Raw genomic sequence first — 14,853 nt, forward strand, 5'->3', positions numbered from 1 at the left:
TGAAGTATGAGAGCAAGGCGTGTAGGTGGACGGGCATGACCAAGCCCGTCAGCTACAAACGTCACCGCTTTCCACCTGAGATCATCGCCCACGCGGTATGGCTCTATTTCAGGTTCCCGTTGAGCCTACGGCTGGTCGAGGAGATGCTGCTCGAGCGCAGCATTCTCGTCTCCTATGAGACAGTCCGTCGGTGGGCTCTGAAGTTCGGGCCGGACTACGCCCGCCGCCTCAAACGCAAGAGGCCGAACCGGCGCGACATTTGGCATCTCGACGAGGTCGTGATCACTATCGCTGGCCGGAAGCACTGGTTGTGGCGGGCTGTCGATCAGAATGGCTACGTGCTCGATGAGATCGTCCAGCCGCGACGTGATACAAAAGCCGCTAAGCGATTACTGAGGCGCCTGTTGAAGAAGCAAGGCTGTCCGCCCCGGCGAATGATCACCGATAAGCTGGGCTCCTACGCGGCTGCCCGGCGCCAGATCATGCCAGCGGTCGAGCATCGCTCGCACAAAGGCCTCAACAACCGGGCGGAGAATTCGCATCTGCCCCTGCGCCGACGAGAGCAGGCAATGCAGGGCTTTCGATCAACGGGAGGGCTACAGAGGTTCGTCAGCGTCTTCTCGGCAGTTCGCAATCTCTTTGTGCCGCCCCGCTCCCGCCGCTCTGCCCTTTCTACCCACCTTCACCGCCTCAATGCCATAGCGGAGTGGAAGTCTGCAGCCAGCGTTGCCGCGTGAGCCTGTCAAGTGACCGAGTTTGCCCTGGGGCGCCCACTGTCAGTTAATGTGACAAGGCCCCTCGGACAGGCTATCCTTGTCCCGGCTCTGCGAGGCCGGCAGGAGAGCCAGCGTGTCGAGACGCTTGTCGCGGATGAGCGCTTGTGAAAGTTTGGCCTCGCCTTTCATGACGTTGATCAGGTCAAACACCACACGGCGCTCAGCGCCCATGACTAGGTCGAGATTGCGCAAGCCAACATCAAAATCGATGACAACCACCTTCTGGCCACTCTGCGCAAGTGCTGCCCCTAGTGCCGCTGTCGAGGTGGTCTTGCCGACGCCACCTTTGCCGGAGGTCACCACGAGCACCCTGCCCTGTCTGACCTTTGTCTTCGACTTGTTATGCTTTGGCCTTGGCTTCTTCATCGCTGGCATTTCTCCAGAGAAACCGTGAGGAGGCACGGCACCCACGCAGGCACAAGCGAGATTGAGAGGCGGCAATACGCAATGAGGCGGAAAGGCAATGGAGAATGTTACGGCCATACCCCTCGTAAGTCCCCTCATTCGGCGCCTGATGTTGTTACCAAACGGTTAACCGATGAAAGTAAGAGCACATTACAGCCGTCAAGAGGCTTGTTAGCGACCCGTTAACCATGATGCCATGCCCATACTCTGGCTGATCCGCTGGGATTCGGATCAGTCCTCACCTCCAAAGCAGTCGGGGCGCGGATGAACCGCCTCGATCTGCTTTGGGGATGTGAGCGTCCCGTGCAGTAACTGTCTCGTAACCACAACTCCAATCGCAACTGATCGAAACCTCAGGCACGGCGTTGCTCCTGTGCCTGAACGAGAGAACTGCTCATGACCATTCTCGATCCGATCACCGGAAACCTCGTCACCATCGACACGTCGAGCCGACCTCGCCGCTGAACCTTGCACGTGCCAGGAGGTGGTGATGAAACGATCCTCAGCACGCCGAGCCAGACGCTGGGTACTTTACGAGCTGACCCGCAGCCTCAACCGGCTGTCCGATACCACAGCCAGTATGACCCTATCGGGTGATAGCAGTTTCAGTGACGGCGGCGAAAAATCCAGCTTTAGCGAGAGCTGATTAGTGAAGGCCACACTGGACAGACCTCTGAAGCTTCAGGGGCTCGGAACAGATACGCGCTCAGGAATCCCTGACGCAGTCAGGTACGGTAGGCCGTCATCAGTGCGAGAGAACCTGTATCGTCGAGATGTCGGCTCTGGGCTCGGCAGACCGCCTCCAACACCGCCTCATAGTCGTTGAGCATGCGATGCAGGAGGTAGCGCTCGCTGGTCGAGACAGACCCGCTCCACTGGGTTCAGCGCAGGCGACGCTGGCGTCAGTGGAAGGTGGAGTGTGGTAAAGCGGTTTTGGGAGTACACGTCCCCTTAACCAGTGCTCGACGTCTCGGGCTTATGCGCTGCCTCCTGATGGTCCTATGAGCAGTCAGTGCCCATAAGCCTTCATGAAGGCTACTGTTAGGGTTCGCTCCAGCTCCGATGTCAGCGGTGTCGGGTTGGCTCTGTTCCACGCTCGCTGACCACGCTGGACGAAGCTCTTGCGCTTGCGCCTGGCGTCCTTGGGAAGATGTAGAGCCAAGGACTCAAAGCTTCGTCGCAGTTGAATTTCCGTCCTCTTTCTGGACGGGAGGGCAGCCTCAGCAGCTTCCGCCGCGGCGATGTTGTCCGGCGTTGGATCGGGATGGCCAGAGCATCCTCCTCAATCTGGAGGAAGGCTCTGTGCTGGGCGGCATCGTGCTCCTTCAGACCAGGTGTGTGTTCGAGGAGGTAGGTCTCGCGGGCCTTATCCAAATCGTCTCGCCTGGGCTTGGCAGGAGGAGTCTGTTCGCCCGGATTGTCTGCCATTGTGTGTCAGCCTTTCTGACTTCTGCCCTTCCAGGCGGAGTAAAGCTCGGGGTCGTGCCTGAATTAGGAGCGAGTTCACCCTGCTCGACAACTTGTCCTTGTGCGCTGTCCTCTGGGCCGAGAGACTATCTCGACCAGTTGTCATGACCGACTGCAAGTGCACGCAATGTGATTTCGCCAGTGATGTTGGCGAGTTCCAAGCCTTCCAGTGTGGGCTCAAACGACTCCAGTGGGAAGAACACATCGTTCCCGCCGAACAGCACGAGCGTGTAGGGCGCATCGGGCTTGTCCTGCTCCTGTACGAGAGAAAGCATCAGCCCGCCGATTTCACCAAAGGCATGCTTCTCACCGAAATGGAGCGTCTGTGTCTCTGTCCGCCTCGGGAACTGAATGACCTCTGCCATGCCTAGTCCTCTCCACCGGCTCCACGGATGTCAGCATCTCCGAACCATCTCTGCGCTTCTTCAAGACTGCCAAATGTATGCTCGAGCTCGGTGAACGGAGCAGGCCTCTCTTCAGGAGGCAAGTCGAGTAGAAGTTCTGCTGTCCACGTGGCGTCATCTGTTCTACCGCTTTGGACGAGGCTGGCGATAATCACCCCATGGAGCAGCACGTCATAGCTGCCTGGAGCAAGCCGGGAGAGTGTGTAGGCCATTCTGAACCTTCTGGAGAGGTCAACGACAGCAGCGGGACAGCAGGATGGATAGCGGACCGTGCCTCCCAACAGAAGCTCTACTCAGCACAGGGGTTGCGAGGCAAGCCTGTGCAGGTTGAACCTTATCTAATCGACATCGTGAGTTAATCTGCGGCGAGGGCAAAGTAGCCATTGATGTCTCTGAATCGCTTCATGAAATAGCCACGGTTGGCGGGTGTAGTTTGTCCTGCGGTGTCAGCTCCAGAGAACCGCATGCGCCTCGGCTGAGGGTCCTTGAACCCGATCTCCTCAGCCGAGGCGTTTGGCTTTCTAAGCTCCAATTGATGCCAGGAGCGAGCCCTTCGCGTCAGGGCCATGTCCTTCTGGAACCATCTCTGAGACAGGAACGATGTTCCATCGTGCCCGTTGTCTTCCGCTCATTGCTGCCTAGGACAGAAGCCCTAGCTTCTGTCAGGTGTTGTGGGGACTGGCATGACGGAAGATGAGGCAGTTGCGGCCGAGCTTGCGAAAGCCGGAGGTGTTTCCTGACACCGAGGAGCAGGGCGCGGTCCATTGAAGCTTGTCATGGACTGCTACACGTCGCATTAGGCACCCTCGCATCGGAACACCACGCGATCTGATCCAGGTCATGCAGACGCCGGGCAGGAAAAAGCCCCGTCGGGATTGGTCTGAACGGGGCTGAAGTCTACGGAGGCGGTGAAGGGGTTGCGGGATGTGCCTCCGCATTGAGGACATGGGGGTGCCCTTTCGGCACACAATGGCACTAGGGCCCTGAAGCACGACAATGTGATGGCGTTAAAGCGCTATGGTGCGACGGCATCAGTGCCGGGCCTTCCCCGGTACATGACTAAGGAGGGGAACATGGGCGAGTGGAAAACGGTCTATGAGGACGAGGTCGAGGAGCGCTGGGTCACGCTCAAGGTCTACGAGAGTGAGGATAATGGCGACGAAGACCCGATCGTGCGTGTCACGGTAGCGCCTCTCGAAGACGCGGAGCAGGACGAGGGCGGGCCGACGCCCGGTGCAGGAGCCGAAGTCAGCTCGATTCCACTGGAGCCAGATCCTATTGAGGATCTTGAGGAGGAGTTGATCGAAATAGGCTTTAGCCCGGTGGCGGCGGCGTGGATCGTCGGTAAGGTTCCTGCGTGAGCTGCCCGGCAGCCGTAAACGAGGGGTAAACGCTCCAAATCTGTTCCATGCTCATTCCGCATGGCAGGGCTGGGCTCAAGCGGGTTTGTCCTGAGGCTGATGCGCTGCAGATCACCGCTCCTCCGCCGCGGCCTTTCTGTGGCGGGTTTCCTCCCTAAACTCGGCCACCCCAGCAGGTGGCCTTTTTTCTCACAGCCAGTGCGCCGTGCCTTTCCGCTTGGGCCAGCACATCATTGAGGTTGCGTTATGTTTTTATCAGTTGTTCTTTCAGGTCTGCGACGCTGGTTATGTGCTCGTGAAACCGCACGGCAGTTGAATGCCCTGTCCGATCGTAAGTTGTCGGACATTGGTATTGCCAGACACGACATCCCGCAGGTGGTACGCCAGAGCCACTGAAGCCCGAACTGAGTGCCGCTGCGAAGGATGAGATTGGATGAGAGCCAAGGACGGCAGTGCATCCGTGCCTGCCCTTGGCCCTCGGACCAAGCGGCCACAGGGCTCACTTAAAGCGGCTCGATGACAGCCTCATGACGCCGTGACAGTTGGGATCGTACGGATTTGGCCAGTGTCACACCCGCTGAATGATTGATGCACCTTCTGATCCTTGGTGGTCGTCAAAGGGCCAAGGACATCTTTGAGATGTACTTGCCGCACGCAGTGCATTTCGACGTCTACCGTTTGTTTACTCTGATTGCGACAGGATCTCTGCTCGGGCGGATCGCGTATCCGCCCGAACAGAGACCCCGGCGCCGTTGGTCGATGGCCTCGGAGTTGATGGAGGGCTTCCTCTCCGCTGTTGCCCTGGCTGAGGTTAATCCTGACAGCACCTCAGCCGGGGCGCTTACCGCTTGGTACGGACCATGTCCGACGCAGGTGTGCTGGCCCAGAGGAGATTGCCGTGGCCCGCTACTACTTTGACGTTCAGGATGGCGCACAGAGCGTGCGTGATGACGACGGCACCGACTTCGACAGCCTGGACGCTGCGGTGCAGGCAGCCGCCCGCTCGGCGGCCGAGATCGGAACAGACCGTCTGGCAAAAGGTGACACCCGCGATGTTGTCATCGAAGTGCGGGATGAGCGCGGCCAGCGGGTCTGCACCGTCAGAGCATCGATGGAGATCGAGTGGCACGTCTCACGTTCTCAGGGTCCGCATCCCTGGAGCGCATAAGTGCGGATGGGCGTTCCTGCCAAAAAAGAACCCGGCGCGGGGCCGGGTTCTGCCTCAGAGACGGTCATGAGCATCAACACGTCTGCTTATCAACGCTGACGCCCATGGAGCCGCTCCAGAACGGGCGCACTGGAGGATTGCCTTCCTAGAGCTGATTACGGCTGCGGCCGCGACTGCGGGAGAAGTACCAGATGGCTGCGGCGACGATGACGACCAGCAGGATGATCCACCAGTAGTCAGCGATACCGCCGCCTGCTGCGGCAGCATCCCCGGCAGGAGGAGAGCCGGGAGTAGCACCAGGTGCCGGGGTGGTGGGTGCTGGGGTTTGCGCCCAGGCAGACGAAACGGCCAGGAAGATGAAGCCGATTAGTGCCGTGAGTTTGCTCATGGATGTGTCTCCGGTTGAGGAGGTCCAGCGCATACGTCGACTAAATTGCCAAGCTGGGCCTGTCGGTGAACGCCCGTCGCGAGGGCATGTTCCTATGCAAGCCAGATCCCTGCACGTAAGCTTCACCTGAGAGGACAGACACAGGAGCAGTCGGGATGGTGTTGAAGCGGCAGATGCTCGCGATCCAGGATGTCTATGTGCCGGTGACGCGGCGTCAGACGCTGGATCGGCAGAAGGTTGATGCCTTGGCAGAATGCATCCTGATCAAAGGGCAGGAAGCGCCCATTCTCGTGCGGCCGGACGGCAATCGCTTTGTTCTGGTTGAGGGATTGCATCGGCTGGAGGCCTGCAAGGCTCTTGGAGAGACGACGGTTGCCGCCTACCTGGTTCAAGCTCGCAACCATTGATCCGCGCCTGGTACGCTGCTGGGACGAAGACAGAGGCCTCACATGTAAGGAGCCACCTCTGCGATCATCCCTGTCGCACAGTTGTCCAGACTGCCGGGCTGAACACCAGGCTCAGAGGCTCCTGACACCGGGCTTGGAGATCGATATCTCAATTTGTCACAGCATTTCAGGCTGAGACCACCGCCAGCACCTCGCCCATGGTGATTTCAGGTTCGCCGTTGATGACATCGACAAGGCTTCCCCTAATCCAAGCGAGCGCCTTTTCGTTGGCTGCTAGAGCCGCCTCTTTGCTCTCGAACAGGCTCACAGATCCACCTACTCCATCGCTGGCATCGAACACGTAGTAGCCTTGGAAGCCAGGAGATTGCTTGAGAAGTCGGCCAAGACCACTCTCGGCCCGCCGTGCGGCCTCAGCCATCGAGCTGATGTGTTTGAACTTGCGGATGACCAAATACATCGTCGCCTCCCGCTTCACCAAGGAGCTGCTGCCCTCTACCACCACGCCAACATGGCTGAGGCACCAGGGCCAGTCGGCGACGCGACACTCCAATGAGACGGATAGCGCGACGCCGCCATCATGCGGATCGGGTTGACGTAGACCCCTGCCCGCTCTGTGGATGAATGCGGGCACTCAGCTCCGATCATCACCTTGCTTGACGATGACCGGCACGATCATATCGCCCCAATATCCGTGCTCAGAATGACAGCGTTTGACCCTTTGCAGCTCGATCGACAGGCCATGGTTGACGCAGTTCATCACCGCCTCATTCACCCGATGGAGCTCATTGGCAAGGATGCGGATAGCGCCCTCCTGATCAGAAGACATCGAGCTGGCAGCGTCCTCGAAGCGGCTTCTCAGTTGTGGCTTTTCAGAGATCGTCATGTGCTTCACTCCTGTTAAAGTCAAAGGTTGACCGCAGCATTTACTCTACCGGGAGGTTTGCGGCCTCTGTGTCGTCAGGCTTCGGTAAACCGCGGGTGCGAGGTGCAATCGACTAGCGTCGGCTTGGACTGCCCCCCGCCCGCTGATTACTTAAGCCGCAAACTGGTTCATCGTGTTGTGCGCGCCACCTGCTTTAAGCGCGGCCTCGCCGGCGAAGTATTCCTTGTGGTCGTCGCCGATATCGGAGCCGGCCATGTTCTGGTGCTTCACGCAGGCAATGCCCTGGCGGATTTCCTGCCGCTGGACGTTGCGCACGTAGCCCAGCATGCCCTGCTCGCCGAAATATTCCTTGGCGAGGTTGTCGGTGGAGAGTGCTGCCGTGTGGTAGGTCGGCAGCGTGATGAGGTGGTGGAAGATGCCGGCGCGCTTGGCTCCGTCCGCCTGGAAGGTGCGGATGCGCTCGTCGGCTTCCTGGGCGAGTTCGCTGCCGTCGTAGTCCACGCTCATCAGCCTGGCGCGGTCGTACTGCGACACGTCCTGGCCGGCCTTCTCCCATGCATCGTAGACCTGCTGGCGGAAGTTGATGGTCCAGTTGAAGGACGGCGAGTTGTTGTAGACGAGCTTCGCGTTCGGAATGACCTCGCGGATGCGGTCGACCATGCCGGCGATCTGATCCACATGCGGCTTTTCGGTCTCGATCCACAGAAGGTCCGCGCCGTTCTGCAGCGCCGTGATGCAGTCGAGCACGCAGCGGTCCTCGCCCGTGCCGGGGCGGAACTGGAACAGGTTGCTCGGCAGCCGCTTCGGGCGCAGGAGCTTGCCGCCCCGGTTGATCACCACGTCGCCGTTGGTGCAGTTCTCGGGCGTGATCTCCTCGCAATCGAGGAAGCCGTTGTAGAGGTCGCCGATGTCGCCCGGCTCGCGGCTGAAGGCGATCTGCTTGGTGAGGCCTGCGCCGAGCGAGTCGGTGCGGGCGACGATCAGGCCGTCATCCACGCCGAGTTCGAGGAAGGCGTAGCGGATGGCCCGGATCTTGGCGATGAAATCTTCGTGCGGAACGGTGACCTTGCCGTCCTGGTGGCCGCACTGCTTCTCGTCCGAGACCTGATTCTCGATCTGCAGGCAGCAGGCGCCGGCTTCGATCATCTTCTTGGCGAGAAGGTACGTCGCCTCGGCATTGCCGAAGCCCGCATCGATGTCGGCGATGATCGGGACTATGTGAGTCTGATGGTTGTCGATGGCCGAGAGGATCTCCCGTTCCTTGACCATGTTGCCGCTCTTGCGCGCGGCATCGAGATCGCGGAACAGCATGCCCAGCTCTCGGGCGTCGGCCTGACGCAGGAAAGTATAGAGTTCTTCGATCAGCGCGGGAACGCTGGTCTTCTCATGCATGGACTGATCGGGCAGCGGGCCGAACTCGGAGCGCAGGGCGGCGACCATCCAGCCCGAGAGGTAGAGGTAGCGGCGCTTGGTGGAGCCGAAATGCTTCTTGATCGAGATCATCTTCTGCTGCCCGATGAAGCCGTGCCAGCAGCCCAGCGACTGGGTGTAGAGCGACGGGTCGGCATCGTAGGCGGCCATGTCCTCGCGCATGATCCTGGCGGTGTAGCGCGCGATGTCGAGGCCGGTCTTGAACTGGTTCTGCAGCCTCATGCGGGCGACGGATTCGGGGTCGATGCCGTTCCAGGTGTTCTGGCCTTCGATAAGGATCTGAGCCTGTGTGATCTGATCCTGGTAAGCCACGGTCGTGTTCCTCGCTTTTGTGAAGGTTGAACGAGGAAGTACCCGGTGCGTTCGGGGCCGGGAAGGCGAGTTAAGGTTCAGGTGTCAAGCTTTACAAGATAACGGAAGTCAAATTGTAAATTCTTTACAAACAATCAGTTGTCTTCGAGTTCTGCCAAGCTGTTGATATTGCTGGGAGACTGCGATCATGATGCTCCTGCGTTTCCTAATTTGTTGATCTTGATCGCAGATAAGCCATCCTAAAGGTGAAGTCCCCCTGAAGGGGTAAGGCGAATGCAGTTGCCCTAGAGCTGTGACAAGACGGATGTCACTGTCTTTACAACATGGTGCCTTGCAGGGTGCTAGCCTGCACGAAATCTGCACTCTGTTGGAGAATGCGATCCACGCTGATGTCCCCCCACAACCACATCAAGGATGTCACCTGTCGACCCCGCTGAAGTCGTATGCCGAGTTCGCCGCGAAGGGTCAGCGCCATTCCGCTGCTGGTTTCCTGGCATGCCTGGGGAGCCATCGCCTCGTATCACGGGTACTCGCCTTCCAAGGTAAAGCCGGCCTTGAGCACCACCTGGTAATGCTGGACTTCACCGTTCTCCACCTGCCCACGGGTTTGCACCACCTCAAACCAGCGCAGGGTGCGCAAGGTCTGGTCGGCACGCTTGATCGCCGCTTGGATCGCATCCTCGATGCTGCTCGTCGATGAGCCCACCAGTTCAACGACTTTGTAAGCGTGCTTGGACACCCTAACCCTCTCCGCTTCCTTCCACAATCACAGGTAAAGCGGACGATCTCACCTGCGAGGCCGTCGTGCGCTCGACAGTCATGTGAAACGGCGATCAGGAGCAGCGACGCTGCTGACGTAGGTCGGTCGTCGTACTATGCCTGTAGGTGTGAGGGAGCAGCCGCTCGAAACTGCTGCGAACGGTGCCGTAGCACTCGCAAGAGGTCTGCTCCAGGCCGGCGCGGTTGGTCACAGTGATCACGCCCCGGCCCTGCTGGATGAAGCCCGCTTCCTGAAGGGATCGCGTGATGCTGCTGACGGTGGATCGCTGCACACCCAACATGTCGGCCAGGAACTCATGCGTGAGCGGCACGGTATCCCGGTCGAGCCGGTCATGCATGCTGAGGATCCAGCGGCACGCGCGGGCTTCGACTCTGTGAACCGCATTGCAGGCCACGTTTTGCAGAACCCGGGCCATCATCGCCTCAGTGAAGCGCAGCACCAGCTGGCGCACCTTCGGGCACTGGCCGATCACCTCGTGCAGGCGCTCCAACTCAATGCGCGAGGCGGTGCCTTTGGCTTGCACGATGTAGCGCCCGAAGGAATGGACGGCCGTCACGGCACTCACCAGACCCAGGGCTCCCTCGCGGCCGTAGACCGCCATCTCGGCCGAGCGGCCGTCCTTCAACACGGCCACCAGCGACACCACCGTGTCATGGGGGAAGTAGGCATGGCGCAGAGGGTCCCCCGCCTCGTACAGCACCTGATCCTGCTGCAGGTTAACCTCATGCAGGTGCGGCTCCATGGCCGCGAAGTCATCCGGCTCCAGTGCGGCCAGTAGCCGATTGGAGCGGTGATTAACCTTTGGAACCGGAGCGGCATGGTGGTTATGAGGTTTCATACCCCAAGCTAAACCGGCGGTAAGCTCAAAGCAAAGGTCTAAATGTCATCCGATTTGCCCAAGGTTTGCCGGCAACTGGGGTGGCAAGGGCCTTGTTGACGGACAGGACCACCCGGCTGGCATGGGAGTCACCACGACAACGACATGCCGTTCCCTGATCGGGCCAACCGGCAAGATGTTACTTGGTGGCGACAGGCTCACTAAGGCCAGTAGAGCTGGACTGCCGTTCAGATCCTGCGGGAGGCGGCCTTCCGGCGAACAATGCCCCACGATTTCGCCAGATGCAGCGAGGATGAGATGCCCACATCCAGCATGAATGATCCGGCTCCTACCGCCGCGACTTGAGCCTTCGTCCGGCGCACCGGCGTGCCGTGGCCCATGCCATCGATCAGGTACAGCTCAACGACCGTGTCACCCCTTCTGTTCGACCATGACCGTCTGCGGTGGCCCGCGACTGACGTCTAACTAAACACCTCCTCGCTGATACCGTGCACATTGGCCCACTGGCTGAGCAACGCCGCTGCATTGGAGGTCGCAACCGTCCGGTCATCTGTGCCATGCCAGATCGACACCGTCGGCCGCGGGCCCGTATAGGTCGAAGCGGCGCGGACGAGGTCGCCCCATTGCTCGCCGCTGCGCGGTTGCGGTCTCCTCATTGCGGACATGACCTGGCGCAGACCGGACGCAGCACCATAGGGAAGTCCGGCGATGATCCCGCCGCCGGCAAAGACCTCCGGGTAGGTGGCCAGCATCATCGATGCCATGGCGCCACCAGCCGAAAGGCCCGTGACAAAGATCCGGGCCGGATCAATGCTGTGGACCCGCCGCATGCGAGTCACCATCTGGCGGATCGACAAGGCTTCGCCTGAGCCGCGCCGGGCATCGTGGGGCTGAAACCAGTTGAAACAGCGGTTCGGGTTGTTGGCCTGGGACTGCTCGGCATAGACGAGCGCAAAGCCGTGCCGTCTCGCCAGCATCGACCAGCCGCTGCCCTCGTCGTACGCACGCGCGGTCTGCAGGCAGCCATGCAGCACTACAACCAGGGGCGCGGGTTTGGGCAATTGCGGGGGCGCATTGGCCAGCATCCGGAGATTGCCGTGATTGGACCCGAAGGAGCTGACCTCGGTCAGCCCGCTCTTCTTGGGTTGGGTCTTGCGCGGTCTGGTGATGAGCTTGCGCGACGTCGCCGTGGCCTTGACGAGGGCTTTCTCCCAGTGACGCTGGGCTTTGAGAAGGTGGGCAATCGGAAGCTTCAGGCGCATGCCCACCCGCTGAAAAGGTTTCGAGACAGGAGCGTCTCACGCCAGGCAACACACGCAATCGATGGAACGTCGGATGCCAAGGACAGTCCTGTGCTGTTGCCCGATCCCCGCTATGGCGCTCCCGGCTCGCAAGCCGGGAGCGTCGTCAGACAGACCCTTAGCGCCCGCGCCGGTCGTGCTTGGGTTGCGCCGTGAGAGTCCGGGTGGCCTCCTGGGCCACTTGGGCGGTGAGCTGCGCCAGCCGCTGGCTGTTCTCGAGCATGCGCTCAACGTTGCCCCGGACCAGCGCACTCTGGAGGCTGACAAAGTCCGGGATCGTCCGGCAGCTCAGAAGATCGGTCATCCCCTCAAGGTTCTTCAGCAGGCGCTCCTGACGGAGCCCGAACCACTCCAGCGTGATGGTTCCTGCCCCACCGGCCAGGATCCGATTGGAGCGGGCAACGGCTTGAAGGTAATCCGGCATCTGATTGACCAGGGTCAGGGCTTCTCGGCCCTGACGGCTGAAGCTTTCCAGTGAACGGCCGCCCAACTCGGATGCCGCCTGGGCACTGTCCTGAACCGCGTCCTGCGCCGCCTGCTCAAGGACCCTGACGCTCTCCGAGCCAGCCTCGACGGCAGCCAACAAGGTTCCGCCTGTGTCCGTTCTAGCATCGGTCGGCTTGCGTCCCCGCCGGGTTCGCCGTGGTTCAGTGGCCGCCTGCCGGGTCTCCGCGACCTCCTCCTCAACCTTCTCGACGACGGCCTCGACCTCCTCCGCGCTCAGGACCTTGAGCACCACCGGCAGCAACTCGTTCTTGTCGTTGCGGATATGCTGCTGAAACACCTTCCGCAGCTCTGCCACCTTGGCCAGGAACGCATCGCTGTCCTTGGGGGTGGCTCCGAGTTCATTCAGGAGAGCCCTGGTCTGCTGGTAGTCGTCACGAGCCCCGCGGACCAGGTCCGCCGTCTCCGGGTTCTGCTCCAGCACGGGGAAGAGATGCTCCTCCTGGAGATTGGCGAGCAGCTCAAGCTCCTGTCTCAGCTCTGAGAACAGCCGCTCGCGGAGCTCGAAGGCATCATTGGATGTCTCAAGAAGCTGGGCGAAGAGCTTGTTGGCCTGATCGGGCGGGGTTTGGCCGATGGTTCGATTGGGGGTCATCATTCCTCGCAAAGGTGGAAGGAGCGATCTGGACGATCAGTGGCGCGCAATTGTGCTGCGCTGATCGTAAAGCCAGGACCTCTCCTTCGGGGAAAGAACGTCGGGTGGGTACGCTGAACTGAACAAACTCATGCACGGAACTGGTGCCAAGGGGCAGCTGTAAGGCCGCAGAGATCAGCCTTAGCCTTAGGACACAATGATGCGTACTGCACTGCAGCATAACTTGGCAACAGCGGGCTTCGATCCCGGGACAAGGTGCGACATCTTTGTAAAAAGAAGTCGATCGGAAGGGAGGACATGGGCAAGCTCGTCCTATTGTGCAGCGCACAATGTGACTTGGCGTCAATTGTGCACTGCACCATAAACACATGCCGGAGTATGACACGGCTCAATATCTGAGAGGCGCCGAGCGCCCTCACCTTTCGGAGATTCCTGATGAACCAGCAGTTCGAGGCCGTTCAGAAGTTCGGCAAAAACAGTTTTGAGGCTACCGTGAAGACGCTTGATGTCGCCTCCACCGGTACCAAGGCTATCGTGGTGGAGACGACCGACTACGCCAAGAAGTCCTTTGAGCAGAATGCCGCTACGTTTGAGAAGCTGGCCGGCGTCAAGTCGCTTAAGCAGGCCATTCAGATCCAGAGCGACTATCTCAGGAGCGCCTACGAGGGCTTCGTCGCACATGCCACGAAGAGCCGTGAACTCTACACCAAGCTCGCCCAAGACAGCGTCGCGCCCTTCGGCTTCCTGCGCTCTGCCGCAGAGGCAGCCGTCGCCCCGACCAAGTCGGCCGCTCGCGCGAAGTAAAGACACGGCCCAATCAGCCGGTTCAGAACGCCCGCACTGGTGGCGGGCGTTCTCATGCTCTTAGTAAGTTGTCCAAACCCACTGCTGTGACCCTGTGCCGTTTCGCGATCAGCTTCACGGCAGGCTCAGTGTCCGGAAATCCGTGAGACGATGGCTGCCAGTTCCGTGCGGCTGGAGACAAAGCAATGCTGGAGCCTTGGATGAAGTTGACCATCGACACAACTCTTCTTGGCTTGGAAGCGCAGAGCGTCATAGGCCTGCGCCTGGCGCAGATCGCGCTGGGTCAGGGCACGCCGGCTGAAGCGCAGCTGATGATAACCGAGAAGATGCTCGCCTTCATGGACGCAGCTACGACTGTTGCAACAGGTGGGTCGACCGAAGCCCTCGTTGAGGGCTACCGAAGGCGTGTACAAGCCAAAGCACGGCGCTTGCGGCCGGCTTAAGGAATAAGCCGACCACAGACCCCATTGCAGGCCTGCTTGCAGCACGCTCCTTGGTTTATTCTAGGCCATGTACTGGCCGCCGTTCACCGACAGGGTCGAGCCGGTGATGAAACCGGCGTCGTCAGCGGCCAGGAAGAGCACCGTGCGGGCGATCTCCTCCGCCTCGCCGAGACGGCCCACCGGAATGAGCGGCAGAATCTTCGATTTCAGCACCTCTTCCGGCACCGCCTTCACCATCTCGGTGGCGATGTAGCCGGGTGCGATCACGTTGACGGTGACGCCCTTGTTGGCGTTCTCCTGCGCCAGCGCCTTGGCGAAGCCGATCACGCCGGCTTTGGCGGCGGAGTAGTTCGCCTGCCCCATCTGACCCTTCTGGCCGTTGATGGACGAGATGATGATGATGCGGCCGAAACTGCGCGAGCGCATGCCGTCGATGACGGGGCGTGTGCAGGTGAACATGGAATCGAGATTGGTGCGAATGACGGCCGACCATTGATCGAAGGTCATCTTGTGAAACATGCCGTCGCGGGTGATGCCCGCATTGTTCACGAGAATGTCGACGGGGCCCAGTTCGGCCTCGACGGC

At 60.3% G+C, this 14,853-nt stretch carries 19 protein-coding genes and 1 pseudogene; 7 read left to right on the forward strand and 13 right to left on the reverse strand.

Annotated elements, in window-relative coordinates; translation table 11 throughout:
- The first annotated feature begins 35 nt into the window (after positions 1-35).
- Positions 36-737, forward strand: coding sequence for an IS6 family transposase (locus JQC81_RS18610; protein ID WP_203273273.1), 702 nt, complete (start codon positions 36-38; stop codon positions 735-737).
- A gap of 60 nt (positions 738-797) precedes the next feature.
- On the opposite strand, the pseudogene JQC81_RS18615 reads toward JQC81_RS18610, so the two are convergent.
- From JQC81_RS18615 to JQC81_RS18625, 3 genes and pseudogenes are all read right to left on the reverse strand, one after another.
- Positions 798-1,142: pseudogene (locus tag JQC81_RS18615) on the reverse strand (nucleotide-binding protein); the annotation flags it as partial.
- A 1,592-nt stretch (positions 1,143-2,734) separates the two neighbouring features.
- On the reverse strand, positions 2,735-3,013 hold the full coding sequence (locus JQC81_RS18620) for a hypothetical protein (protein ID WP_203273274.1): 279 nt from the start codon (positions 3,011-3,013) through the stop codon (positions 2,735-2,737).
- A 2-nt stretch (positions 3,014-3,015) separates the two neighbouring features.
- On the reverse strand, positions 3,016-3,264 hold the full coding sequence (locus JQC81_RS18625; protein ID WP_203273275.1) for a hypothetical protein: 249 nt from the start codon (positions 3,262-3,264) through the stop codon (positions 3,016-3,018).
- 861 nt (positions 3,265-4,125) lie between these two features.
- Between JQC81_RS18625 and JQC81_RS18630 the strand changes: the two genes are divergently transcribed.
- From JQC81_RS18630 to JQC81_RS18640, 3 genes are all read left to right on the forward strand, one after another.
- Complete coding sequence (locus tag JQC81_RS18630) at positions 4,126-4,413, forward strand: hypothetical protein (protein ID WP_203273276.1); 288 nt, start codon at positions 4,126-4,128, stop codon at positions 4,411-4,413.
- Positions 4,414-4,659: 246 nt separating this feature from the next.
- Entirely contained in the window at positions 4,660-4,809 is a 150-nt protein-coding gene (locus JQC81_RS18635) for a DUF1127 domain-containing protein (protein ID WP_203273277.1), read from the forward strand.
- Positions 4,810-5,311: 502 nt separating this feature from the next.
- Positions 5,312-5,581, forward strand: a complete 270-nt coding sequence (locus JQC81_RS18640; RefSeq protein WP_203273278.1) for a DUF6894 family protein — start codon at positions 5,312-5,314, stop codon at positions 5,579-5,581.
- Between the two features lie 145 nt (positions 5,582-5,726).
- Here the strand turns inward: JQC81_RS18640 and JQC81_RS18645 are convergent, their stop codons facing one another.
- Complete coding sequence (locus tag JQC81_RS18645) at positions 5,727-5,969, reverse strand: hypothetical protein (protein WP_203273279.1); 243 nt, start codon at positions 5,967-5,969, stop codon at positions 5,727-5,729.
- A gap of 155 nt (positions 5,970-6,124) precedes the next feature.
- On the opposite strand from JQC81_RS18645, the gene JQC81_RS18650 reads away from it, so the two are divergent.
- Positions 6,125-6,376, forward strand: coding sequence for a ParB N-terminal domain-containing protein (locus JQC81_RS18650; RefSeq protein WP_203273280.1), 252 nt, complete (start codon positions 6,125-6,127; stop codon positions 6,374-6,376).
- 166 nt (positions 6,377-6,542) lie between these two features.
- Here JQC81_RS18650 and JQC81_RS18655 read toward each other — a convergent pair whose 3' ends face one another.
- The 8 genes from JQC81_RS18655 to JQC81_RS18690 all read right to left on the reverse strand — a co-directional run bounded on the left by JQC81_RS18655 (position 6,543) and on the right by JQC81_RS18690 (position 13,021).
- On the reverse strand, positions 6,543-6,851 hold the full coding sequence (locus JQC81_RS18655; RefSeq protein WP_312887553.1) for a hypothetical protein: 309 nt from the start codon (positions 6,849-6,851) through the stop codon (positions 6,543-6,545).
- 156 nt (positions 6,852-7,007) lie between these two features.
- Entirely contained in the window at positions 7,008-7,259 is a 252-nt protein-coding gene (locus JQC81_RS18660) for an SMc00767 family acetate metabolism repressor (protein WP_203273281.1), read from the reverse strand.
- Between the two features lie 150 nt (positions 7,260-7,409).
- Positions 7,410-9,002: an isocitrate lyase gene (locus JQC81_RS18665; protein WP_203273282.1), complete on the reverse strand. Its 1,593-nt coding sequence runs from the start codon at positions 9,000-9,002 to the stop codon at positions 7,410-7,412.
- A 520-nt stretch (positions 9,003-9,522) separates the two neighbouring features.
- On the reverse strand, positions 9,523-9,741 hold the full coding sequence (locus JQC81_RS18670; protein ID WP_203273283.1) for a dodecin: 219 nt from the start codon (positions 9,739-9,741) through the stop codon (positions 9,523-9,525).
- A 94-nt stretch (positions 9,742-9,835) separates the two neighbouring features.
- Positions 9,836-10,621, reverse strand: a complete 786-nt coding sequence (locus JQC81_RS18675) for a Crp/Fnr family transcriptional regulator (RefSeq protein WP_203273284.1) — start codon at positions 10,619-10,621, stop codon at positions 9,836-9,838.
- Between the two features lie 227 nt (positions 10,622-10,848).
- Positions 10,849-11,001, reverse strand: a complete 153-nt coding sequence (locus tag JQC81_RS18680) for a hypothetical protein (protein ID WP_203273285.1) — start codon at positions 10,999-11,001, stop codon at positions 10,849-10,851.
- 81 nt (positions 11,002-11,082) lie between these two features.
- The gene (locus JQC81_RS18685; RefSeq protein WP_203273286.1) at positions 11,083-11,883 is read right to left on the reverse strand and encodes an extracellular catalytic domain type 1 short-chain-length polyhydroxyalkanoate depolymerase; all 801 of its coding nucleotides are present in this window, start codon (positions 11,881-11,883) and stop codon (positions 11,083-11,085) included.
- 157 nt (positions 11,884-12,040) lie between these two features.
- Positions 12,041-13,021 carry a phasin family protein gene (locus tag JQC81_RS18690; RefSeq protein WP_203273287.1) on the reverse strand — a complete coding sequence of 327 codons (981 nt, stop codon included), beginning with the start codon at positions 13,019-13,021 and terminating at the stop codon, positions 12,041-12,043.
- Positions 13,022-13,456: 435 nt separating this feature from the next.
- Here JQC81_RS18690 and JQC81_RS18695 point away from each other — a divergent pair, with 435 nt between their 5' ends.
- Complete coding sequence (locus tag JQC81_RS18695; RefSeq protein WP_203273288.1) at positions 13,457-13,825, forward strand: phasin family protein; 369 nt, start codon at positions 13,457-13,459, stop codon at positions 13,823-13,825.
- A gap of 185 nt (positions 13,826-14,010) precedes the next feature.
- The gene (locus tag JQC81_RS18700) at positions 14,011-14,268 is read left to right on the forward strand and encodes a hypothetical protein (RefSeq protein WP_203273289.1); all 258 of its coding nucleotides are present in this window, start codon (positions 14,011-14,013) and stop codon (positions 14,266-14,268) included.
- 60 nt (positions 14,269-14,328) lie between these two features.
- Here JQC81_RS18700 and JQC81_RS18705 read toward each other — a convergent pair.
- Positions 14,329-14,853: SDR family oxidoreductase (locus JQC81_RS18705; protein WP_203273290.1), on the reverse strand; the 525-nt coding region annotated here is incomplete at its 5' end.

Origin of the sequence: Microvirga arabica (genome assembly GCF_016811235.1) — a bacterium.
GTDB classification, from domain to species: domain Bacteria; phylum Pseudomonadota; class Alphaproteobacteria; order Rhizobiales; family Beijerinckiaceae; genus Microvirga; species Microvirga arabica.

Coding starts and splice junctions, on each gene's coding strand:
- JQC81_RS18610 (WP_203273273.1), top strand. CDS start 36: ATGACCAAGCCCGTCAGCTACAAACGTCACCGCTTTCCACCTGAGATC.
- JQC81_RS18620 (WP_203273274.1), bottom strand. CDS start 3,013: ATGGCAGAGGTCATTCAGTTCCCGAGGCGGACAGAGACACAGACGCTC.
- JQC81_RS18625 (WP_203273275.1), bottom strand. CDS start 3,264: ATGGCCTACACACTCTCCCGGCTTGCTCCAGGCAGCTATGACGTGCTG.
- JQC81_RS18630 (WP_203273276.1), top strand. CDS start 4,126: ATGGGCGAGTGGAAAACGGTCTATGAGGACGAGGTCGAGGAGCGCTGG.
- JQC81_RS18635 (WP_203273277.1), top strand. CDS start 4,660: ATGTTTTTATCAGTTGTTCTTTCAGGTCTGCGACGCTGGTTATGTGCT.
- JQC81_RS18645 (WP_203273279.1), bottom strand. CDS start 5,969: ATGAGCAAACTCACGGCACTAATCGGCTTCATCTTCCTGGCCGTTTCG.
- JQC81_RS18650 (WP_203273280.1), top strand. CDS start 6,125: ATGGTGTTGAAGCGGCAGATGCTCGCGATCCAGGATGTCTATGTGCCG.
- JQC81_RS18660 (WP_203273281.1), bottom strand. CDS start 7,259: ATGACGATCTCTGAAAAGCCACAACTGAGAAGCCGCTTCGAGGACGCT.
- JQC81_RS18675 (WP_203273284.1), bottom strand. CDS start 10,621: ATGAAACCTCATAACCACCATGCCGCTCCGGTTCCAAAGGTTAATCAC.
- JQC81_RS18680 (WP_203273285.1), bottom strand. CDS start 11,001: ATGGGCCACGGCACGCCGGTGCGCCGGACGAAGGCTCAAGTCGCGGCG.
- JQC81_RS18685 (WP_203273286.1), bottom strand. CDS start 11,883: ATGCGCCTGAAGCTTCCGATTGCCCACCTTCTCAAAGCCCAGCGTCAC.
- JQC81_RS18690 (WP_203273287.1), bottom strand. CDS start 13,021: ATGACCCCCAATCGAACCATCGGCCAAACCCCGCCCGATCAGGCCAAC.
- JQC81_RS18695 (WP_203273288.1), top strand. CDS start 13,457: ATGAACCAGCAGTTCGAGGCCGTTCAGAAGTTCGGCAAAAACAGTTTT.
- JQC81_RS18700 (WP_203273289.1), top strand. CDS start 14,011: ATGCTGGAGCCTTGGATGAAGTTGACCATCGACACAACTCTTCTTGGC.